22 protein-coding genes are annotated in these 19,173 nt (G+C 71.0%); 6 read left to right on the plus strand and 16 right to left on the minus strand.

Going from position 1 to position 19,173, the window contains the following annotated elements; genetic code table 11:
• Nucleotides 1-55 precede the first annotated feature (55 nt).
• Nucleotides 56-709 (minus strand): hypothetical protein, encoded by a 654-nt coding sequence (locus SZ60_RS10995; RefSeq protein ID WP_156155587.1) that lies wholly within the window; start codon nucleotides 707-709, stop codon nucleotides 56-58.
• Nucleotides 710-1,513: 804 nt separating this feature from the next.
• Here SZ60_RS10995 and SZ60_RS11000 point away from each other — a divergent pair.
• Entirely contained in the window at nucleotides 1,514-2,473 is a 960-nt protein-coding gene (locus tag SZ60_RS11000) for a helix-turn-helix transcriptional regulator (protein WP_052505339.1), read from the plus strand.
• Between the two features lie 67 nt (nucleotides 2,474-2,540).
• On the opposite strand, the gene SZ60_RS11005 is transcribed toward SZ60_RS11000, so the two are convergent.
• On the minus strand, nucleotides 2,541-3,470 hold the full coding sequence (locus tag SZ60_RS11005) for a diacylglycerol kinase family protein (protein WP_043595950.1): 930 nt from the start codon (nucleotides 3,468-3,470) through the stop codon (nucleotides 2,541-2,543).
• Nucleotides 3,471-3,571: 101 nt separating this feature from the next.
• Between SZ60_RS11005 and SZ60_RS11010 the strand changes: the two genes are divergently transcribed.
• Complete coding sequence (locus SZ60_RS11010; protein WP_082060070.1) at nucleotides 3,572-4,024, plus strand: DUF4383 domain-containing protein; 453 nt, start codon at nucleotides 3,572-3,574, stop codon at nucleotides 4,022-4,024.
• A 143-nt stretch (nucleotides 4,025-4,167) separates the two neighbouring features.
• The gene (locus SZ60_RS11015) at nucleotides 4,168-4,812 is read left to right on the plus strand and encodes a heme oxygenase (biliverdin-producing) (protein ID WP_043595958.1); all 645 of its coding nucleotides are present in this window, start codon (nucleotides 4,168-4,170) and stop codon (nucleotides 4,810-4,812) included.
• A 190-nt stretch (nucleotides 4,813-5,002) separates the two neighbouring features.
• On the opposite strand, the gene SZ60_RS11020 is transcribed toward SZ60_RS11015, so the two are convergent.
• Nucleotides 5,003-6,337, minus strand: coding sequence for an ATP-dependent RecD-like DNA helicase (locus SZ60_RS11020; protein ID WP_231567133.1), 1,335 nt, complete (start codon nucleotides 6,335-6,337; stop codon nucleotides 5,003-5,005).
• A 103-nt stretch (nucleotides 6,338-6,440) separates the two neighbouring features.
• Between SZ60_RS11020 and SZ60_RS11025 the strand changes: the two genes are divergently transcribed.
• Complete coding sequence (locus tag SZ60_RS11025) at nucleotides 6,441-7,454, plus strand: hypothetical protein (protein WP_156155588.1); 1,014 nt, start codon at nucleotides 6,441-6,443, stop codon at nucleotides 7,452-7,454.
• A gap of 13 nt (nucleotides 7,455-7,467) precedes the next feature.
• Here SZ60_RS11025 and SZ60_RS11030 read toward each other — a convergent pair whose 3' ends face one another.
• The 4 genes from SZ60_RS11030 to SZ60_RS11045 all read right to left on the minus strand — a co-directional run bounded on the left by SZ60_RS11030 (nucleotide 7,468) and on the right by SZ60_RS11045 (nucleotide 10,550).
• The gene (locus SZ60_RS11030) at nucleotides 7,468-8,178 is read right to left on the minus strand and encodes a hypothetical protein (protein WP_043595933.1); all 711 of its coding nucleotides are present in this window, start codon (nucleotides 8,176-8,178) and stop codon (nucleotides 7,468-7,470) included.
• A complete protein-coding gene (locus SZ60_RS11035) occupies nucleotides 8,175-9,068 on the minus strand; it encodes an ATP-binding cassette domain-containing protein (protein WP_043595934.1) in 894 nt (297 codons plus the stop codon). Before SZ60_RS11035 ends, SZ60_RS11030 begins: the two co-directional genes overlap by 4 nt.
• Nucleotides 9,065-9,424, minus strand: a complete 360-nt coding sequence (locus tag SZ60_RS11040) for a GntR family transcriptional regulator (protein WP_043595935.1) — start codon at nucleotides 9,422-9,424, stop codon at nucleotides 9,065-9,067. Before SZ60_RS11040 ends, SZ60_RS11035 begins: the two co-directional genes overlap by 4 nt.
• 118 nt (nucleotides 9,425-9,542) lie before the next feature.
• Nucleotides 9,543-10,550 (minus strand): GlxA family transcriptional regulator, encoded by a 1,008-nt coding sequence (locus SZ60_RS11045; RefSeq protein WP_043595936.1) that lies wholly within the window; start codon nucleotides 10,548-10,550, stop codon nucleotides 9,543-9,545.
• A gap of 180 nt (nucleotides 10,551-10,730) precedes the next feature.
• Here SZ60_RS11045 and SZ60_RS11050 point away from each other — a divergent pair, with 180 nt between their 5' ends.
• Together SZ60_RS11050 and SZ60_RS11055 are read left to right on the plus strand one after the other, a co-directional pair.
• Nucleotides 10,731-11,393 carry an HD domain-containing protein gene (locus tag SZ60_RS11050; protein ID WP_082060072.1) on the plus strand — a complete coding sequence of 221 codons (663 nt, stop codon included), beginning with the start codon at nucleotides 10,731-10,733 and terminating at the stop codon, nucleotides 11,391-11,393.
• Nucleotides 11,394-11,549: 156 nt separating this feature from the next.
• Nucleotides 11,550-12,584 (plus strand): LLM class flavin-dependent oxidoreductase, encoded by a 1,035-nt coding sequence (locus SZ60_RS11055; protein ID WP_043595937.1) that lies wholly within the window; start codon nucleotides 11,550-11,552, stop codon nucleotides 12,582-12,584.
• A gap of 24 nt (nucleotides 12,585-12,608) precedes the next feature.
• Here SZ60_RS11055 and SZ60_RS11060 read toward each other — a convergent pair whose 3' ends face one another.
• From SZ60_RS11060 to SZ60_RS11100, 9 genes are all read right to left on the minus strand, one after another.
• The gene (locus SZ60_RS11060; RefSeq protein ID WP_043595938.1) at nucleotides 12,609-14,594 is read right to left on the minus strand and encodes a cytochrome c oxidase assembly protein; all 1,986 of its coding nucleotides are present in this window, start codon (nucleotides 14,592-14,594) and stop codon (nucleotides 12,609-12,611) included.
• A 141-nt stretch (nucleotides 14,595-14,735) separates the two neighbouring features.
• A complete protein-coding gene (locus SZ60_RS11065) occupies nucleotides 14,736-15,023 on the minus strand; it encodes an HU family DNA-binding protein (RefSeq protein WP_043595940.1) in 288 nt (95 codons plus the stop codon).
• A 105-nt stretch (nucleotides 15,024-15,128) separates the two neighbouring features.
• Entirely contained in the window at nucleotides 15,129-15,434 is a 306-nt protein-coding gene (gene rpsN / locus SZ60_RS11070) for a 30S ribosomal protein S14 (protein WP_043595941.1), read from the minus strand.
• A 2-nt stretch (nucleotides 15,435-15,436) separates the two neighbouring features.
• Entirely contained in the window at nucleotides 15,437-15,604 is a 168-nt protein-coding gene (gene rpmG, locus SZ60_RS11075) for a 50S ribosomal protein L33 (protein ID WP_043595944.1), read from the minus strand.
• Nucleotides 15,604-15,840 (minus strand): 50S ribosomal protein L28, encoded by a 237-nt coding sequence (gene rpmB / locus SZ60_RS11080; RefSeq protein ID WP_043595945.1) that lies wholly within the window; start codon nucleotides 15,838-15,840, stop codon nucleotides 15,604-15,606. The genes rpmG and rpmB overlap by 1 nt, the downstream gene beginning before the upstream one ends.
• A gap of 244 nt (nucleotides 15,841-16,084) precedes the next feature.
• The gene (locus SZ60_RS11085; RefSeq protein ID WP_043595961.1) at nucleotides 16,085-16,498 is read right to left on the minus strand and encodes a Fur family transcriptional regulator; all 414 of its coding nucleotides are present in this window, start codon (nucleotides 16,496-16,498) and stop codon (nucleotides 16,085-16,087) included.
• 22 nt (nucleotides 16,499-16,520) lie between these two features.
• Nucleotides 16,521-17,411 (minus strand): metal ABC transporter permease, encoded by an 891-nt coding sequence (locus SZ60_RS11090; protein WP_043595947.1) that lies wholly within the window; start codon nucleotides 17,409-17,411, stop codon nucleotides 16,521-16,523.
• The gene (locus SZ60_RS11095; RefSeq protein ID WP_369700706.1) at nucleotides 17,408-18,289 is read right to left on the minus strand and encodes a metal ABC transporter ATP-binding protein; all 882 of its coding nucleotides are present in this window, start codon (nucleotides 18,287-18,289) and stop codon (nucleotides 17,408-17,410) included. The genes SZ60_RS11090 and SZ60_RS11095 overlap by 4 nt, the downstream gene beginning before the upstream one ends.
• On the minus strand, nucleotides 18,286-19,173 hold an 888-nt coding region (locus tag SZ60_RS11100), incomplete at its 5' end, for a metal ABC transporter solute-binding protein, Zn/Mn family (protein WP_043595964.1). The genes SZ60_RS11100 and SZ60_RS11095, both read right to left, overlap by 4 nt.

Below are 19,173 nucleotides of genomic sequence, written 5' to 3' on the forward strand. Positions count from 1 at the left end.
CCCTCGCCCCCTCGCCCCCTCGCCCCCTCGCCCTGCCTCGTCTCGTCTCGTCTCGTCAGCCTGCCGCAGCTGGCAACTCCTGACCCGTGTGTCGCCGAGGTCGAGCGAGCCGCCACGCCCTGCGTCCTCTCGGCCCGAGCACTCGCGGCAGTGAGGAGTTCCCGACACCCGCGACGGGTCGCGGACCGCCCGCCGTCCGGATCAGAGCCCTGATCGCGCTGACCGTCACGCCCCACCTGTCTTTCACCATCACCGTCCCCGCCCGGAACGGGATCAGACCGTCGCGAGCGATGTCGGCGTCCTTGAGTCGGTCCTTGTCGAAACGTGTCTCGTGGTGCGCTCGTCCATCGGTCTCGAGACCGACGACCCCGTCGACGACCATGTCGATGATCTTCGAGGTGCCGGAAACAGGCACCTGGCGGGTGACGTGATGCCCTGCCCGTCGCAACCTCGTGCCCGCCGCGCTCTCGAGGATGCTCTCGGCGCCCGGATCGCTCCACGCGACGAGGCCGGCAGCGTCGGCACGTCTCCGGGACAGCACCTCGGCTGCGTCGTCGTCGACGTCGACGATGCCGGCCCGTCTGGCCCAGTCGACGAGGATGACCGCATCCTCGAACGATCGGGTCTCGACGACTGCCCGAGCCAGGGCGTCACGAGGGTCGACGGCCCAGGTCGAACCCCGATCGGAGAGTTCGAGTGGGTCCCACACGACTCGGACTCCACGCCGCCGTCGCAGCCGCGAAGCCGTCACGGGTACCGACACCGTGACCGGCGGACGGGCCCACGTCCATGCTCCCAGCTGGTGCAACGCGGATGCGCCGGTGAGTCGACCACCCACGGCGACCGCGACGTATCGGGGATCTCCACGCTCCCAGGTGGAGTACCACCCACGCCGGGGTCTGCTGACCGTGCGTGAACGGACCGCGACGGTCAGGTGTCGGTCGGTGGCGCCCAGGGCGACCAGGTCGTGTTTGTGGAGGAGTCCTCCGGCCGCTGAGACGAGTTCGGCGATCGTTGTCATGGTCCACGAGCGTGTCGACGACGCGGGCCTCGGGTCGAGCCGTCGTCCGCGGGTGTTGAAGGACGGCTCGGCGACGTCGTTGGGGAGGATGCATCGCCCGAGCCCGAGCCCGAGCCCGGGCTAAGGTCCGACGCGTCGCCCGGGTGACCGGCCCCCCTGCCCCGGGTGCCGAGAACGTCTGAGGTGCGCCTCGACCTCGCGGCTCCTGGCGAAGGCCGAAGTCGCCGACCGAAGCGACCGGGTCGACCCCTCGTCGAGAAGTCCTGCCTCCCGCAGCGGATCGCGCGGGAGCGAGGGATGCTGGTGCGTGCGTCGCAGCACCGGTCAGGAGTTGCCGCCGCGTGCGGGTGCGGGTGCGCGTGCACGTGCGGGTGCGCGTGCGGGTGCGGGTGTCGTCAGGAAGGGGAGCTCATTAGACGGCGCGGCAGTCGCTGTCAACCCCCCTCGGGCCGACTGGTACGAACTTTGGAGTGCGTGCAACAATTCGCTGAGATGGCTGCCCAGGACGACAAGATCCGCTTCGACGCGCGTGGTCGTGACCTGGACGAGGCCGTCGACATCCTGAGCGCCGGGTACAACGGTCGCGACTTCCACGTCGCCCCGACCGAGGCCCCCTTCGCGTTCCGCCACACGATCGTCGGCGACGGCGCGATGACCCTGCGGTCGACGATGTTCATGGGCCGCGTCGACGGGCAGGCAGCCGCGGGAGACGAGCACGTCGTGCACTGGTTGCTCGACGGACGATCGACCGTCGACAACGGTCGCGACGAGGTGGCCGGCGCCGTCGGGCGACCGATCCTCTTCCCCGAGGGGCGCGAGTTCGAGTTCACGACCGAGGACGTCAACCAGAGCCTGTTGCACCTCTCGAAGTCGGTCGTCGACGAGGTCGCGGCCGAGCGCCACGGCATCATGCCCGGCACGCTCCGCTTCGACCATGCCGCCCCCGTCTCGTCCGCCGCGGTGCAGGCCTGGCACGCCACGGTCCGTCTGATCGGACGCGCCTACCTCGGCTCCGGTGAACCGAGCGACCTGATGCGCACCGAGATGGCCCGGATGGGCGCGGTGGCCCTGCTCGACACCTTCGCCCACACCTCGACCCAGATGCCCGCGGCGCTGCTGGCTCCGCGCAACGCGAGCCTCCGCCTCGCCGTGGAGTACATGCACGCCAGCGCCCACCTGCCGATCTCGGCCGTGGACATCGCCCGGGAGGCGGGGCTCACCGCCCGGGGGCTGCAACAGGCGTTCAGTCGTCACCTCGACACCACGCCCACGGCCTACCTCCGCGAGATCCGCCTCGAGCGCGTGCACGACGCGCTGCGGGCGGCCGCCCCGAACGCCACGACCGTCGCCGACGTGGCCCGGCACTGGGCCTTCGCCCACCTCGGCCGGTTCTCGGCCGCGTACCAGCAGCGGTTCGGCGAGTACCCCCGCGAGACGCTGCACCGCGGCTGAGGCCGTGGGCGCCCGGGGCGTGTGGTCGTCTCGCCGCCGAGCGCGCCTCCTCGGCTCGTGCCGACGGTCAGCGACCGATGGCGGCGTAGACGCGCAGGGCGCCGGGGACGACCTCGACCGTGACGGGCAGCGGCCCGACGCGCTCGCCGTCGGCGTAGGCGGCGACCCCGTCGGCCTCGATCACCGCACGACGCACGCGGTGCACCGTCACATTCGGGTGGCTCAGGTGGGTGCCGCGGAACACGCTCGGGAACAGCCGCACGAACTGCCAGCGCGTCAGCCGCTCGACCACGAGCACGTCGAGCAGTCCGTCGTCGAGCACGGCGTCGGGCGTGACCTTCATGCCGCCGCCGAGCGACTGGCCGTTGCCGACCGAGATCAGGGTGCCCTCGACGGTCGAGGCGACCCCGTCGAGCTCGAGGCGGTACGAGATGCGCGGCAGGCGCACCAGCTCGATGGCGAGCGCGACGTCGTAGCGTCGGCGCCCCTTCGGCCAGCTCAGCCGGTTGGCCCGCTCGTTCACGACGGCGTCGAAGCCGGCCGAGACCATGCACGCGAACCAGGTGGCCCGGCCGTCGGCCTGCAGCACGCGTCCGGCGTCGATCGTGGTGGGCTCGCCCTCGAGCAGCCGGACCAGGAGGCGCGTGGCGGCCTCGGCGTCGTCGTGGGGCAGCCCGAAGGCCCGGGCCGTGTCGTTGCCGGTGCCCGTCGGCACCAGTCCCAGCGGCACGTCGGTGCCCGCGACGAGGTTGGCCCCGAGGTTCACCATGCCGTCGCCACCGACGACGATCAGTGCGTCGGGTCGCTCGCCGTGGTCCGGGTCGAGCTCGCGACGGGCGGCGGCCACGAGGTCGTCGTAGCTCGACTCGGTGAGCGGCACGACCGTGTGGCCGGCACCGCGGAGCCCGGCGAGCACCCCGTCGGCGAGGTGCTTCCGGCCGCCGGCGGAGGCGCCGGGGTTGATCGCCACGACCAGGCGGAGGGGCGTCGGGGTCATGGGGTCGATCTTGCCAGCCCCGCGCCCGTCCGGGTCGGACGGCCCGCCGCGGGTGGCGGGCATACTGGACGCTGACCCACCTGACGAGAGGCACCTTCACCATGAGCAGCACCCACGGCACCACGACGACCGCGACCCCGGCCCCCTACGAGCCGACGATCCGCGAGTCGCCCAACCGCGGGGCCGGGCTGTTCGTCGGCACGGTGTTCCTGCTGCTCGGCGCCATCGGGTTCCTCGTCGAGGACATGGGCACGTTCTTCTCCACGCAGGGCGCCTCGCTCTGGTTCGTCTGGAACCTCAACCCCGCGCTGGTCGTCGTCTGGGTGCTGGCCGGCGCCGCCCTGATCATCGCGGGGGCGTCCTCGCGGGCCAGCGCCCGCTACATCAACACCTGGATCGGCCTGATCTTCGTCATCTTCGGCGTCGTCGGCTTCTTCCTCGAGGGCACCGACGTCAACTTCCTGGCGTTCAACCTCGGCGACAACATCACGCACCTGGTCGGCGGCCTGTTGCTGCTCGCCACCGCCGTGGGGGCCGAGCGCCGCCGCCGCTGACCCGCGCCGCGGTGCGCCGCACCTCTCGACGGGCTGCGGGCCGGCTGCACGTCTGCCGAGATCGGCCCCGGGGGCTACCGGCATCGCGCCTCCCTGGCTAGGGTTAGGGTCACCTAACCCAGGTGACCCAGGAGGTGCGCACCATGACCGTCGTCATCCCCTTCTCCGAGGCGGTGCGCGAGCGCACGGCCGAGCGGGTCCCCGCCGACGTCGGCTGCTCGTTCATGACCGACCTGCTGATCGGCCGGGGCACGCGGGACGACTACGTGCAGCTGCTCGCCCAGCACTACTTCGTCTACGCCGCCCTCGAGGACGCCGCCGTGCGGTGGTCGGGCGACCCGGTCGTGGCTCCGTTCCTCGCCCCGGGGCTGACCCGGTTGCCGGCCATCGAGGCCGACCTGGCGTTCCTGCTGGGTGACGGCTGGCGGGCCCGCATCTCGCCGCTGCCGACCACCCGTGCGTACGTCGACCGCATCGAGCAGGCGTCGACCTGGGCCGGCGGCTTCATCGCGCACCACTACACGCGCTGCCTCGGCGACCTGTCCGGCGGACACCTGATCCGCAGCATCCTGCAGCGCCGGTTCGGGTTCGACACGAACGGCGTCGGGTTCTTCCTCTTCGCCGAGATCGCCGAGCCGAAGTCGTTCAAGACGACCTACCGTCGCCAGCTCGATGCCGTGGCCTGGTCGGCCGACGAGCGCGAGCACGTGCTCGACGAGGTCTGCGCCGCGTACCGTTTCAGCACCGAGCTGTTCACCGACCTCGCCGCCGCGAAGGCCGCGGCCTAGCCGATCGCCGACAGGCCGACGGGCCGAGCCACCGGGCCGAGGGGCCGAGCCACCGGGCCGAGGGGCCGAGCCATCGGGCCGAGGGGCCGAGCCATCGGGCCGACAGGCCGACGGCCCGAGCCACCGGGCCGATGCCCGGTCGTGCCGGGTGGCCCGCCCGTGACGGCCGATGCCTGGTCGTACCGGGCGGTCAGCCCGTGGCGGCGGTCGCCGTGCCGTCGCCCACGCCGGCGTCGGCGGCTGCCTTGATGGCCGGTACGCGCGACGCCTCGCTCATGAAGCGCCGCACGTCGAGGTCGACGATGATGTCGGCCGGCCGCAGCGGGCGCGAGAGGTACAGCCCCTCGAGCGAGGTGATGCGGCTGAGGGCGACGTAGGTCTGCCCCGCGCTGAACACCCGCGAGCCGAGGTCGACGATGGCCCGGTCGTAGGTCTTGCCCTGGGACTTGTGGATCGTGACGGCCCAGGCGAGACGCAGCGGGAACTGCGTGAACTCGGCCACGACGTCTTTCTTGAGCTGCTTGGTGGTCGCCGAGTACGAGTACTTGTGCTTCTCCCACACGACGGGCTGCACCTCGTGCACTTCGCCGTCGACCTCGACGAAGACGGTGTCGCGCACCCGGGTGACGACGCCCGTGGTGCCGTTGACCCACCGCTGCTCGGAGTCGTTGCGGAGGAACATCACCCGGGCCCCGACCTTGAGCTCGAGGGCCTCGTCGGCCGGGTAGGCCCGCCCGCCGAACTCGCCGCTGACCTCGGCCTTGGCGGTCATCACCTTGCCCGACAGGCGATCGAGCTCGACCTTGTTGATGCGGTTGACCGTGTCGTTGCGCGTGGCCAGGGTGATGGCCCCGCCGTCGGTCGGCACGGGGCGGGCCCCGGCGCCGTTCAGCGCCCCGGCGATCTCGGCCGTGACCCGACCGTGCCGCACGGCGTTCAGCATCTCTTTGAAGTCGCCCTCGGTCTGGCGGTGGATGAAGGCCAGCTCGTAGATGCGCAGACTCGCCTCGGCCCAGACCTTGGCGTCGAAGAACCACATCGAGCGGTAGTTGTCGCGGAAGTACTCGCGCTCTTCGGCGTCGCCTGGCACCGGCGGCAGTTGGTACGGGTCGCCGAACAGCACGACCTGCACGCCGCCGAACGGCTCGTGCTTGCGCTGCCGGGCCTGGCGCAGCGAGCGGTCGATGGCGTCCATCAGGTCGGCGTTGACCATTGAGACCTCGTCGATGACGAGCGTGTCGATGGTGTTCAGCAGCTTGCGCAGCTCGGCGTTCTGCTCGATGTCGTGGTCGGCGATGAGCCCCACCGAGAGGCGGAACAGCGAGTGGATCGTCTGGCCGCCGACGTTGAGGGCGGCGACACCTGTAGGGGCGCAGATGACGATCTGCTTCGAGGTGTTCCACGACAGGTGGTTCAGCAGCGTCGACTTGCCCGTGCCTGCCCGGCCCGTGACGAAGATGTGCTCGCGGGTGTTCTCGATCGCGTCGTACAGCGCCTGCTGTTCGGCGGAGAGGGCCACGCTCACGACGACGAGCACCTTTCGGGAGGGGGTGGGGGAGGCCACCAATCTACCCGCGACGGCGGTGGTGCTCGGGAGTTCGTGACCCGCGCCTCCTATTGTTGTCGTCATGTCGTCGTCTGTGGGGGAGGAGACGCGCCCACCGCTCGGCTGGCCGTTCGTCGCGATCTGGGGCGGGGCGCTGCTCTTCGTGCTGATCGGTTTCTGGGTCACCGTCGTGGCCCTGAACGCCACCGTCTACAGCGCCGCCGGGTTCGCCCGCGGCTACGTGGCGGCCGTCGACCGCGGCGACACGTCGAGCGCCTTGACCCTCGCGGGCGTCGCGCCGACCGACCAGCTGGCCGACGCGCTGCTCGAGGTGCCCTCGCTCGGCGGCGTCGACGACGTGACCGAGGTGGGCGACGTCGACCTCGGTGACGACACCCACGCGATCACGCTCTCGTACTCGATGCAGGGCACGTCGGCCACGGCCGAGGCCCCCGCGCAGTCGCAGTTCGTCGTGCAGCGGGTCGGCACCCGGTTCGGGCTCTTCCACTCGTGGCGCTTCGTGCAGGCGCCCACGGCCCAGCTCGACGTGACGCCCCAGCACGACTCCCGCTTCACGGTGGACGGCCGGGACATCACGACCGACGCCCCCGACGTCGCGACCCGGTTCACGGTCCTGGCGCCGTCGCGGTTCGAGCTCGACCACTCGTCGCGCTACCTCGAGGCGCCGACCGTCGAGGCCGACGTGCTCACGGTGGGGGCGACGTCGGCGGTGTCGATCGAGGTCCAGCCCCGGGAGGCGTTCGTCGAGGCCGTGCAGGACATGGTCGACCAGCAGCTCGACGAGCAGTGCGTCACGCAGCAGGTGCTGTTGCCGGCCGGGTGCCCCTTCGGACGCCAGGTCGACGACCGGGTCACCGACGATCCGACGTGGACGGTGCCGGTGCACCCCGTCGTCTCGATCGTGCCGGGTCCGTCGGGACAGTGGCAGGTGCCGGGGGTGGCCGGCACGGCCCACCTCGTCGTCGGTGCCCAGTCGCTCTTCGACGGCAAGCGCTACACGATCGACGAGGACGTCCCGTTCACGGTCACGTACCTGATGCGCATCAGCACGTCCGACGAGCTGACGTTCGACTGACCCGGCCCTCGCGTCAGCGGACGGAGGCGCGGCGCAAGAACGCGAACGTCCCCGCGATCGCCGCCGCCGCGAGCAGTGCCGCGGTGAGCGCCGCCCACCAGCTCTGGTAGCTCGCGAACACGGCGGGCAGCGAGGGGCCGGCGGCCAGGAGCGCGACGGCCAGCACGAGCACGACGCCGATCGAGATGCCCAGCGGGCCCCGCGGCCCGAACCGCAGCCAGGCCGCTCCGAACACCCCGCCGGCCGTCTGGGCGACGAGGGCGCCGAGGAACACGATCGGGACGAGCACGCCCAGGTCGCCGGCACCGAGGACGTTGACGTCGAAGACGTAGAAACCGCCGAACCAGTGGTCGGTCAGCACCTCGAGCGCGAGCAGGGCGGCGAACACCCCGGTCAGGTAGAGCGCGACGAGGGTGTGGGTCACGGCGGTGCCCAGCGCGAACGCCCGTCGCGTCGCCCCGAACGAGGCGGCGAGGGGGAAGGTCGACGCGACCGAGGCCACGCCCATGGCGACGAGGTACCCGGACTGGGCCCACACGACCCCCGGGTTGAAGCGTGCGCCGGTGGCGTACGAGGCGCCGTCGTCGTAGGCGCCCGAGCGCTGCAGCGTGACCTGGATCACCACGGTGACGGCGAACGTGATGGCGACGATGAGCAACGGCACGAGCAGCGCGCTGCGCCGACGGGCGAACTGCAGTCGGACGACGGGCAGGATGCGGTTCACGAGGCGACCCCTTCGAGTTCGGTGTCGCGCGAGCCGAGGGCCGCGACGACCTGTTGCAGTGAGACCCCCGAGAGCTCGACTCCCGCCGCGGCGGCATCGGTTCGCGTGGTGTGGTCGGCGACGCCGTCGACCACCGCCGTCTTCAGTCCGCCGACCGCGTGCTGCGACAGGAGGCGGCGCCCGGCGGCGAACCGGTCGACGGCGGATGCCGTCCCGGCGACCTGGTAGGCGGAAGCCCGCGCCTGGTCGACGTCGGAGTCCAGGCGCACCCGGCCCTCGTCGAGCACGACCACCCGTTCGAGCAGGGCCTCCATCTCGTCGATCAGGTGGGTCGAGAGCAGGATCGTCCGGGGGTGGGCCGAGTAGTCGGCGAGCAGGCGGTCGTAGAACAGCTGCCGGGCCGTGGCGTCCAGTCCGAGGTAGGGCTCGTCGAAGATCGTCAGCGGTGCCCGCGAGGCCATGCCGATCACGATCGACGCGGCGGACAGCTGCCCGCGAGACATCTTCTTCAGGTCGGTCTTCTCGGGCACCCGCAGGTCGGCGGCGAGGTCGCGGGCGAGGGCGGCGTCCCACCCGCGGTGGAAGGCCGGTGCCACCGAGAGCACGTGCTTCAGTCTGAAGCCGTCCGGGTATCGCTGGCTGTCGCGCACGAACGACACCCGCGACAGGACGTCGGCGTGGTCCGCGGGCTCTCGGCCGAAGACCCGCACCGCGCCTCCCGACGGCCGTTCCTGGCCGGCCACGCAGGCCATCAGCGTCGTCTTGCCGGCACCGTTGCGGCCGAGGAGGCCGCAGATGACGCCCTCGTCGACGCTGAGGTCGACGCCGTCCAGGGCGCGCGAGGAGCCGTAACGACGGCTCAGGTCGGTGATCTCGATCACAGGGCTCATGACTGGTCCTCTTCTTCGATCAGGTGGTGGAGGGCGGCGGCGTCGATGCCCAGCGCGCGTGCCTCGGCCACCAGCGGGCGCACGTACTCGTCGGCGAAGCGGGCCCGTCGGTGTTCGGCCAGCCGCTCGCGGGCACCGGTCGCGACGAACATGCCGACGCCCCGGCGCTTGTAGAGGATGCCGCGGTCGACCAGCAGGTTGACGGCCTTGCCTGCCGTGGCCGGGTTGATCCGGTAGAACGCGGCGAGCTCGGTGGTCGACGCCACCGGTGCCTCGTCGGCGTAGGTGCCGTCGAGCACGTCCTTCTCGATCTGCGCAGCGAGTTGCTGGAAGATCGGCGTCCCGTCGTCGAGCACGACTGCTCCTTTGGTTAGCTACTTGAGTAGTTAACCTAGGAGGCGCGGGTCGGCCTGTCAAGGACCGTCCCGTCAAGGACCGTCCCGTCACGGATCGTCCCGTCACGGACCGTCCCGTTCAGGCGCTGGCGGCTCCCGCCCCCGCGAGGTCGCGCACGTCGTCGACGCCGCCGAAGGTCGAGCGGTAGGCGCGCGGGGTCGTGCCGAGCACACGCGCGAAGTGGTGGCGCAGGACGGCCGCCGAACCGAAGCCGACCTGGTCGGCGATCGCGTCGATGCCGAGCCCGGTCGCCTCGAGCAGCTCCTGCGCCCGCAGGAGGCGCTGGCGGGTGAGCCACGCCCCGGGCGTCGCCCCCAGCTCGGCCTTGAAGCGACGGGCGAAGGTGCGCGGCGACATGTGCGCCCTCGCGGCCAACCCCTCGATGCTCAGGTCGTCGCGGAGGTGTCCGAGCATCCAGTCCGTGAGCGGGGCCAGCGAGTCGTCGACCTCGACCGGGAGCGGGGTCTTGATGAACTGGCTCTGGCCACCGTCGCGGTGCGGCGGCACGACCATCCGGCGGGCGATCACGTTCGCGGCGGCGACGCCGTGCTCGCGGCGGACGAGGTGCAGGCAGGCGTCGATGCCGGCGGCCGTGCCGGCGCTCGTGATGACTCGGCGGTCCTCGACGAAGAGCACGTCGGCGTCGACCTCGACCGCGGGATGATCGCGCTGCAGGGCATCCGAGTAGCGCCAGTGGGTCGTCGCCCGGCGGCCGTCGAGCAGCCCGGCCTCGGCCAGCACGAACGCCCCGCTGCACACGCTGAGCAACCACGCCCCGCGCGCCTCGGCCGCGACGAGCAGCTCGCGCACGGCCGGCGAGACGAGCTCGGCCTGGTCGGGCCGGTTCCACAGGGCCGGCACGCAGACGACGTCGGCGTCGACCGCGGCGCCCAGGTCGAGGTCGACCGTGATCGAGAAGCCCTGGTTCGTGCGGACGAGCCCGGGGTGCTCGGTCACGATGCGGTGCTCGAACGGAGGCGCGCCCTCGTCGGTCCGGTCGAGGCCGAACACCTCGCAGAGCACCCCGAACTCGAAGGGCGCGACGCCGTCGGCCACGATCGTGGCGACGGTGCGGAACGGGGACATGGGGTCTCCTGGGGTGGGGCGAGCCGCACACCGCCACGAAGTGGACACCGCGCCATCTTTTCTCGTGGCGTCGTGTCCACATCGTGGCGGGCTGGCGGGCTGGCGGGCTGGCGGGATGTCGACGCGTGCTGGCAAGACTGCCACTCGTGGCAGGACGTGTCCATTCGTAGAGTTCCTGCCATGACCGCCGAGCCCCGCCCGAACGCCGAGCCCCGCCCGACCGCCGAGCCCCGCCCGACCGCCGCCGTCCTCGACGACCTGCTCGCGCCTCCTACGCCCGTGGCCGCCCGCGCCCTCGAGGCGGCCGCCGTCGTGTCGAGTCCGGCCCTGCTCGCGCACAGCCTTCGCTCGGCGGCGCTCGCCGTGGCCCTGGGGCGACTCGAGGGTCTGGAGTTCGACCACGAGTTGCTGTTCGTGGCGGCGGCGCTGCACGACGTCGGACTGGCCGGCCCGTTCGACAGCCATGCCGAGCCCTTCGAGCGGGCCGGGGGAGAGGTCGCCCGTGTGTTCGCGACCGGGGCGGGGTGGTCGTCCGACCGCTCGCGACGGGTGGCCGAGGTCGTCGTGCGGCACATGTGGCCCGCGGTCTCGCCCGGCCTCGACGTCGAGGGGCACCTGCTCGAGCGGGCGACGAGCCTCGACGTGTCGGGGGTGGGCGGCGACGACTGGCCGACCGAGCTGGTCGCCGCCCTCGTCGACCGACTGCCGCGCGACGGCTTCGGTGTCGAGTTCGGTGGGCTGATGTCCGCGCAGGCGCACCGGAAGCCCGGGTCCGAGGCCGGTCGGACGATCCGGGGTGGCATGCGCGACCGGATCGCCGCGAACCCGCTCGACCGCCTCTGACCCCGGCGCCCGGGCACCCCGCGCCCGGGCACCCCGCGCCCGAGCACCCGCCGCCCGGGCACCGGGTGGGCCACGGGCGCGTGCATCGCGCCCCCTCCCGCGATCGCCCTCCATCGGCTAGAATGATGCAAACGTATGAATTTGGAGAGCACCCGCATGGCACACCCCCTCGAGTTCGGCCTCGACACCTTCGGCGACATCACCGACCGCCTCGACGGCAGCCCGGTCACCCACGCCCAGGCCATCCGCAACCTGGTCGAACAGGCCGTCCTGGCCGACGAGGTGGGCCTCGACTTCATCGGCGTCGGCGAGCACCACCGCAAGGACTTCGCCGTCTCGGCACCCGAGGTCGTGCTCGCCGCGATCGCCGCCCGCACGAAGACGATCCGCCTGGGCTCGGCCGTCACCGTCCTCAGCTCGGACGACCCCGTGCGCGTGTTCCAGCGCTTCGCCACGGTCGACGCGATCTCGAACGGCCGCGCCGAGGTCATCCTCGGCCGCGGCTCGTTCACCGAGTCGTTCCCGCTCTTCGGTCTCGACCTGCAGGACTACGAGGTGCTCTTCGAGGAGAAGATCCAGCTCTTCGCCGAACTGCTGAAAGAGGGGCCGACGACCTGGTCGGGTACCGTCCGCGCCGGCCTCGACGCACAAGAGGTCTACCCGAAGACCGAGGGCGGCTCGATCCGCACCTGGGTCGGCGTCGGCGGATCGCCGCAGTCGGTCATCCGTGCCGCGCACTACGGCTTCCCGCTCTTCCTCGCGATCATCGGCGGCCAGCCCGCCCAGTTCGCGCCCTACGCCGACCTCTACCGACGCGCCCTCGGCGAGTTCGGCCACGACTCGCAGCCGATCGCGATGCACTCGCCCGGTTTCGTGGCCGAGACCGACGCCGAAGCCAAGGAGGCGCTGTTCCCGTACCAAGAAGAGCAGACGAACCAGCTCGGTCGCGAACGCGGCTGGCCCCCCTACAGCCGTGCGCAGTACGAGGCCAGCGCCAGCTCGACCGGTGCGCTCTACGTGGGTTCGCCCGAGACCGTCGCCACGAAGATCGCGCAGAACATGCGCCTGCTCGGCGCGACGCGCTTCGACATGCGGTACAGCATGGGCCGCCTGCCGCACGAGCTCATGATGCGCAGCATCGAGCTGTACGGCACGAAGGTCGTTCCGCTGGTACGCGAGATGCTCGCCTGACCCGACCCGCGCCTCCTCGGGGCGTCAGCGGGTGCGCTCGCGCTGGTGTGACAGCGCCTCGAGCTGCTCGTTGTACGCCCTGAGCTCGGCGTCGTCGTCGCGCTCGGCCTGGCGGTCCTTGCGGACGGCCTCTCGACCGTCGCTGCGGCTCCACATGATCGCCACGGCGATGGCCATGACGATCGTCGGGATCTCGCCCACGCTCCAGGCGATGCCGCCGGCGACGTACTGGTCCTGCATCGGGGTCGGCCCCCAGGTGCGGCCCATGGCGCCGTACCAGTCGGCCAGGAAGAGGCCCGTGGCGCTCATGATGCCCAGGCCGAAGAACGCGTGGAACGCCATGGTCCCGAGCAGCACGACGAGCCGGGCGGGGTAGGGGAGTCGACCCTTGACCGGGTCGATGCCGATCATCGACTGCACGAAGAGGTAACCGGTGATCAGGAAGTGCACGATCATCCAGTAGTGGCCGATGTGCGTGGTCGTCGCCCAGCTGAACAACGGCGTGTAGTAGAACGCCCACAGCGAGCCCGCGAACAGCACCGCCGAGATGATCGGGTTGCTGACGAACGTCGCGAACCGCGAGTGCACCAGGATCATGATCCACTCACGACCGCCCCGCGTGCCGTCGCTGCGCTTCTTGATGGTGCGCAGCGCGAGCGTGACCGGTGCGCCGGGCACGAGCAGCACGGGTACGAGCATGCCCAGCGCCATGTGCGCGAGCATGTGCGTGCTGAAGAGGTACTCCTCGTAGACGTTCGGGGCACCGCAGGTGATGTAGAACAGCACGACGAGGCCCGCCACCCACGAGACGGTCCGGCCGACCGGCCAGCGGTCGCCGCGGCGGTGCAGGCGCACGACGCCGGCCAGGTAGAAGAAGACGCCGAAGGCGCAGAGCAGGCCCCAGAGCAGGTCGACGTTCCACTCGGTGAGGTAGCGCAGGGGCGTCAGCTCGGGCGGCAGGGCCTCTTCGGTGAGGATGACCGCGGGGGTCGGATCGGCCAGGTCGGCCGCCGCGACCTGCTCGACCGGGGTGGCCGTCCGGGCGAGTGCCGCGGCGACTCCGGAGGCGAGCCCCATGAAGGCGAGCTCGGCGGTGACGAACCACCAGAAGAGCTTGGCCGTCGCCTTGGGGTGGGTGGCGAGGCGGCCGACGAGCCACCGGCGCTGCACGACGCCGAACAAGCCCAGAGCGACGAGGGCGAACGTCTTGACGAGTACGAGCACGCCGTAGCCCGACGTCAGGGCCGACCAGTCGCCGATGCGGATGGCGGCGCTGCCGATGCCCGACACCGCGACGACCACGAAGCAGACGATGGCCACGCTCGAGTAGCGCGCGAGCACGATCGCCAGCCGCCCGCTCGAGAGGTGCCCGCGCAGCAGCACGATGGCGAGCAGGCCGCCCAACCAGACCGACGCTCCGACCAGGTGCAGGGCGAGGTCGGTGACGGCGGCGTCGTGGCCACTCGTGCCGGCCGCGTGGCCCTGCTCGGCGAGGGGGATGAGCCCGCCGGCGGCGAGCACCGTCACGGCGACGATCAACCAGATGTTGCGGACGATGAAGCAGAGCACGGTGACGGTCGCGGCGATCAGCGTCGTGATGAGCCAGGCGATGCCGAGCTCGGTGTTCGTCAGGAAGAACGCGAGCGTCCGCCCGAACTGGTCGTCGAAGGTGACCGGCACGTTGGCGACGCTGAGGAACGTGAAGAAGGTGGTGATCGCCGAGGCGACGGCCCAGAAACCCGCCGCGGCGGCGGCGACGTCCAGGGCGCGGTCGTACTCCGCTTCGCGTCGGGTGAGTGCGAAACACGTCAGGAAGAGCGTGCCGATGGTGAGGGCCGCACCGATGTTGCCCAGCATCTTGGCCATGGGCAGGCCGTAGCGCACGACCTCGCCGGGGTCGACGACGAGGGGCGCGTCGGCCGCCCCGCCGAACTTCAGCGCGGCGAGGAGGGACGCGAACGCCACCAGCACGAGCAGTGCGGGCGCCGTGGTACGAGCGAGTCTGGGCATCGTCTACCAGGGTAAGTCGGATCGCCTGGTGAACAGGCGGGGGTGAGGGTCGTCGCTCGACGTCGAGTGATCGGAACGAGAGAAGGGGCGGGACGACCGATGGTCGTCACGCCCCTTCTCGGGTGCTCGTGAGAGCGAGGACTACTTGACGGCAGCCTTGAGCTTGCTGCCGGCGCTGACCTTGACGCTGTCGCTGGCGGCGATCTCGAGGGCCTCACCCGTCTGCGGGTTGCGGCCGGTGCGAGCGGCGCGGTGCGTCTTCTCGAAGGCGATCCACCCGGGGATGGTGACCTTCGTGCCGTCGGCGACCGACTTCGAGACGACGGAGAAGAACGCGTCGACGACGCCGCTGACGGCGGCCTGGCTCTGGCCGGACTCGGATGCGACAGCTGCGACGAGCTCGGTACGGTTCAGTGACTTGTCAGCCATGTAAATGTCCTCCTCGGACTTCATTCGGTGTGACGAGACACGGCGTTCACCATGCCTGTGCGATCGAGACCAGAGAGCCGAGGGCCCTGTGGAACCGGTTGAAACCTACCAGGAAGACTTCGTGATGCCCGGCAACTCGCCACGGTGGGCCATGTCGCGGAACCGCACGCGGCTGATGCCGTAGGCCTTGAGGTGACCGCGGGGGCGGCCGTCGACCGAGTCGCGGTTGCGGAGGCGGACCGGCGACGCGTTGCGCGGCAGCTTCTGCAGACCGAGGCGAGCGGCCTCGCGGCTCTCGTCGGAACCGTTCGGGTCGATCAGGGCCTTCTTCAGCTCGAGACGCTTCTCGGCGTAGCGGGCCACGATCTCGGCGCGCTGGTTGTTCTTGGCGATCATGCTCTTCTTGGCCATTTTTAGCGCTCCTCGCGGAATTCGACGTGCTTGCGAATCACCGGGTCGTACTTCTTCAGCACGAGACGGTCGGGGTTGTTGCGACGGTTCTTCTTGGTCACGTACGTGAAACCGGTGCCCGCCGTCGAGCGGAGCTTGATGATGGGACGGACGTCCTGTTGACGAGCCATTAGATCTTCTCCCCACGAGCGAGCAGGTCCTTGACGACCGACTCGATGCCACGAGCGTCGATGACCTTGATGCCCTTGGCGCTGAGCTGCAGCGTCACGTTACGACGAAGCGACGGCACGTAGTACGTCTTCTTCTGGATGTTCGGGTCGAAACGACGCTTGGTGCGTCGGTGCGAGTGCGAGATGTTGTGTCCGAAGCCGGGAACGGCTCCGGTCACCTGGCAGGTTGCTGCCATGGTTTTCCTCCGTAGATACCGTGAGGGCCGGAGCCCTCACCCAAGGTCACTTGTCGGCGCGCCGGTCCCCCTTGCCCGATCGAAGGATCGGGCGATGGTGCCGGGAGGCGGTGCACATGGGCGCAGAGAGCGCCCAACCAAAGGGAGAGCTTACGCGACACGCCCGGACCCACGCAACCCGCACCTCCTCGGCCCGGCCGGCGAGGCCGTGCGGACGCGAGGCGCGGGAACGAGGAGGCGCGGTTCAGCGGATCGCGGAGGCGTCGGCCGCCGCACGGGCCTCGGCCGTGCACGCGGGGCACAGGCCGAACACGTCGACCACGTGCTGCGCCTCGGTGAACCCGTGCAGCGCGGCGACGTGCTGGGCCCAGGTCTCGACCTCGTCGGCCTCGATCTCGACGGTGGTGCCGCAGTTGCGGCAGATGAGGTGGTGGTGGTGCGTGCCCGGGGTGCAGGCGCGGTAGAGGCTCTCGCCCTCTTGTTGCAGGGAGTCGGCCGAGCCGTCGGCGGCGAGGTCTGCCAGGGCCCGGTAGACCGTGGCCAGGCCGATGCCGGTCTCGCGCAGGTGGGCGTGCAGCGCCTGGGCGCTGACGAACCCCTCGCTCGTGCCGAGTGCTTCTCGCACGGCCTCGCGTTGCCACGTGTTGCGTCGGACCACCACGTCGTCCTGCCTCTCTGTGTCAGACCCCGGTCGAGGCCAAGGGTACCCGCGGGCCCCTGCGCTGCTTCACGGCGGCGGTCGTCCGACGCCAGCTGACCAGGCGGCAGACGAGCCAGATCGTGAACGAGATCGTGGTGACGTAGGGGCTGATCGGCAGGCCGCCGCCGAGGGCGAGCAGGATGCCGCCGACGACCGAGACGACGGCGAAGGTCACGCTCAGCACGGGCACGAGTCGCGGGTTCACGGTCAGCCTCAGCGCGGCCGCGGCGGGTGTCACGAGCAGCGAGAGGACGAGCAGCGCCCCGATGATCTGCACCGACACCGCGACCGACAGGCCCAGCACGAGCATGAAGACGATGCCGAGCGTGCGCACGGGAACACCCGCCGCCGCGGCGACGTCGGGGTCGACGCTGGCGAAGGTCAGCGGACGCCAGATGACGATCAGCGTGACGATCACGACGGCCGAGATGGCGACCAGCCAGCCCAGCTGCGGGTTGTCGACCGACACGATCTGGCCGGTCAGCAGCCCGAACTTGTTGGCCGACCGCCCCCGGTAGAGCGCCAGGAAGAGGATGCCGAGGCCCAGGCCGAACGGCATGAGCACCGCGATGATCGAGTTGCGCTCCCGTGCCCGGGTGCCCAGCAGCCCGATCAGCAGGGCGGCGATCAGGCTGCCGACGAGCGAACCGCTGACGACGTCGACGCCGATCAGCAGGGCGGCCGCGGCGCCGGCGAACGAGAGCTCGCTGATGCCGTGCACCGCGAAGGGCATGTTGCGCGTGATCACGAAGGGCCCGATCAGGCCGCCCACCAGGCCGAGCACGGCGCCCGCGATGACGCTGTTGCGCACCAGCACGAGCAGCTCGCCGAAGTCCTGGAAGCTGAACAGCTGCGACCACAGGTCGGTCATCGGACGAGCCCTTCGTCGTCGTGGTGCTCGTCCGCGTGGTGGTCGTGCCCGTCGTGGCTGCCGACGATCACGATGCGGCCCATGGTGCGGATCACGTCGACCGGGGTGCCGTAGAGGTCGCTCAGCACGTCGGCGCGCAGCACCTCGTCGGGCGTGCCGATGCGGAACCGGCCCCCGGCGAGATAGAGCACGCGGTCGACCACGTCGAGGATGGGGTTGACGTCGTGCGTGACGAACACGACCGCGGCGTTGCGGGCGTGCCGCTGCTCGTCGATCAGGCGGGTGACCTCGCGCTGGTGGCGCAGGTCGAGCGAGATGAGGGGTTCGTCGCAGAGCAACAGGGCCGGCTCGGCGGCCAGGGCCTGACCGACGCGCGTTCGCTGTTGCTCGCCGCCGCTGAGGCTGGCGACCGGCGAGGTCGCGAACGACGTCGCGCCGACCTCGTCGACCAGGGCGTCGATGCGAGCCCGTTCGGTGGCCGACTCGCGGCGCGGCCCCCAGCGGTGACCCGTGATGCCGAGCGCGATCATGTCGCGGGCGCGCAGCGGGGTGCCGGACTCCATCAGCCGTTGCTGCGGCACGTAGCCGATGCGGCGGTGGCCGCGCCCGACCGGTCGGCCGAGGAACTCGATGCTGCCCTCGGTCAGCTGCTGTTGCCCGAGGATGGTGCGCAGCATCGTCGTCTTGCCCGCGCCGTTCGGCCCGAGCACGGCGATGAACTCGCCCGGCCGCACGTCGAGGTCGAGCCCCGACCAGAGCGTGCGGGCGCCGAACGAGACCCCGGCGTCGCGGAGGCGCAGCACGGCGTCGCCGCCGCCACCGGCCGAGGAGGCGCGGGTGGCGGCGGCGACGGAGGTCGCGCCGGACGGGTCGGTCACTCGCCGAGGGCCGCCGAGATCGCGTCGATGTTGCTCTGTTGCCATGCCACGTAGTCTTCCCCCTCGGGCAGCAGCTCGGTGACCGGCACGATGGCGACGCCGGCGTCGGTCGCGGCCTTCTCGACCTGCTCGGTCTCGGGGCTCGAGGTCTGCTCGTTGTAGGCGAGCAGGTCGACCTTTCCGTCGGTGAAGAGCTTGAGGGTGTCGTTGAGCACGGCGGGCGAGACGTCGTCGCCCTCCTCGATGGCCTCGGAGAACTCCGCCGGCGTCACGTTGACCAGGCCCATGGCGTCGAAGAGGTAGCCGGGCACGGGCTCGGTGTAGGCGACCGGGTCGCCGTCGTGGGCCGACTTGATCGACGCGGCCTGCGCCTCCAGGTCGGCGATCTTCGTGCCGAAGGCCTCGGCGTTCGCGGTGAAGGTGTCGGCGTTCGCCGTGTCGACGCGGCCGAACTCGTCGGCCAGGGCCATGGCGAGCTTCGCCATGCTCGGCAGGCTGTAGAACACGTGCTCGTTGAACGCGTCGTGGTCGTGGTCGGCGTGGTCGTCGGCCTCGGGGGTGGCGTCGTCGCTCGCGGCGTCGGTGGCCTCGTCGGCGTGGTCGTCGTGTCCGGCCTCGGGGTCGAGCCCCGAGACGTCGACCGCGTTGACCACGGTGGCGTCGGTGCCGCTCGCGTCGACCATCGTGTCGACGAACGAGTCGTAGCCGCCGCCGTTCTCGACGACCACGTCGGCCTTCGAGACGGCCAGCTGCGTGCGGGCGTCGGCCTCGTACGAGTGCGGGTCCTGCGAGGGGTCGCTGATGATGCTCGTGACGTCGACCAGGTCGCCTCCGACGGTCGTGGCGATGTCGCCGTAGACGTTGGTCGACGTGACCACCGAGAT

The sequence above is a fragment of the Frigoribacterium sp. MEB024 genome, assembly GCF_000878135.1.
Classification (GTDB): Bacteria; Actinomycetota; Actinomycetes; order Actinomycetales; family Microbacteriaceae; genus Frigoribacterium.

Coding starts and splice junctions, on each gene's coding strand:
- SZ60_RS11000 (WP_052505339.1), top strand. CDS start 1,514: ATGGCTGCCCAGGACGACAAGATCCGCTTCGACGCGCGTGGTCGTGAC.
- SZ60_RS11005 (WP_043595950.1), bottom strand. CDS start 3,470: ATGACCCCGACGCCCCTCCGCCTGGTCGTGGCGATCAACCCCGGCGCC.
- rpmG (WP_043595944.1), bottom strand. CDS start 15,604: ATGGCTCGTCAACAGGACGTCCGTCCCATCATCAAGCTCCGCTCGACG.
- SZ60_RS11055 (WP_043595937.1), top strand. CDS start 11,550: ATGGCACACCCCCTCGAGTTCGGCCTCGACACCTTCGGCGACATCACC.
- SZ60_RS11050 (WP_082060072.1), top strand. CDS start 10,731: ATGACCGCCGAGCCCCGCCCGAACGCCGAGCCCCGCCCGACCGCCGAG.
- rpsN (WP_043595941.1), bottom strand. CDS start 15,434: ATGGCCAAGAAGAGCATGATCGCCAAGAACAACCAGCGCGCCGAGATC.
- SZ60_RS11090 (WP_043595947.1), bottom strand. CDS start 17,411: ATGACCGACCTGTGGTCGCAGCTGTTCAGCTTCCAGGACTTCGGCGAG.
- rpmB (WP_043595945.1), bottom strand. CDS start 15,840: ATGGCAGCAACCTGCCAGGTGACCGGAGCCGTTCCCGGCTTCGGACAC.
- SZ60_RS11015 (WP_043595958.1), top strand. CDS start 4,168: ATGACCGTCGTCATCCCCTTCTCCGAGGCGGTGCGCGAGCGCACGGCC.
- SZ60_RS11035 (WP_043595934.1), bottom strand. CDS start 9,068: ATGAGCCCTGTGATCGAGATCACCGACCTGAGCCGTCGTTACGGCTCC.
- SZ60_RS11045 (WP_043595936.1), bottom strand. CDS start 10,550: ATGTCCCCGTTCCGCACCGTCGCCACGATCGTGGCCGACGGCGTCGCG.
- SZ60_RS11010 (WP_082060070.1), top strand. CDS start 3,572: ATGAGCAGCACCCACGGCACCACGACGACCGCGACCCCGGCCCCCTAC.
- SZ60_RS11060 (WP_043595938.1), bottom strand. CDS start 14,594: ATGCCCAGACTCGCTCGTACCACGGCGCCCGCACTGCTCGTGCTGGTG.
- SZ60_RS11025 (WP_156155588.1), top strand. CDS start 6,441: ATGTCGTCGTCTGTGGGGGAGGAGACGCGCCCACCGCTCGGCTGGCCG.
- SZ60_RS11065 (WP_043595940.1), bottom strand. CDS start 15,023: ATGGCTGACAAGTCACTGAACCGTACCGAGCTCGTCGCAGCTGTCGCA.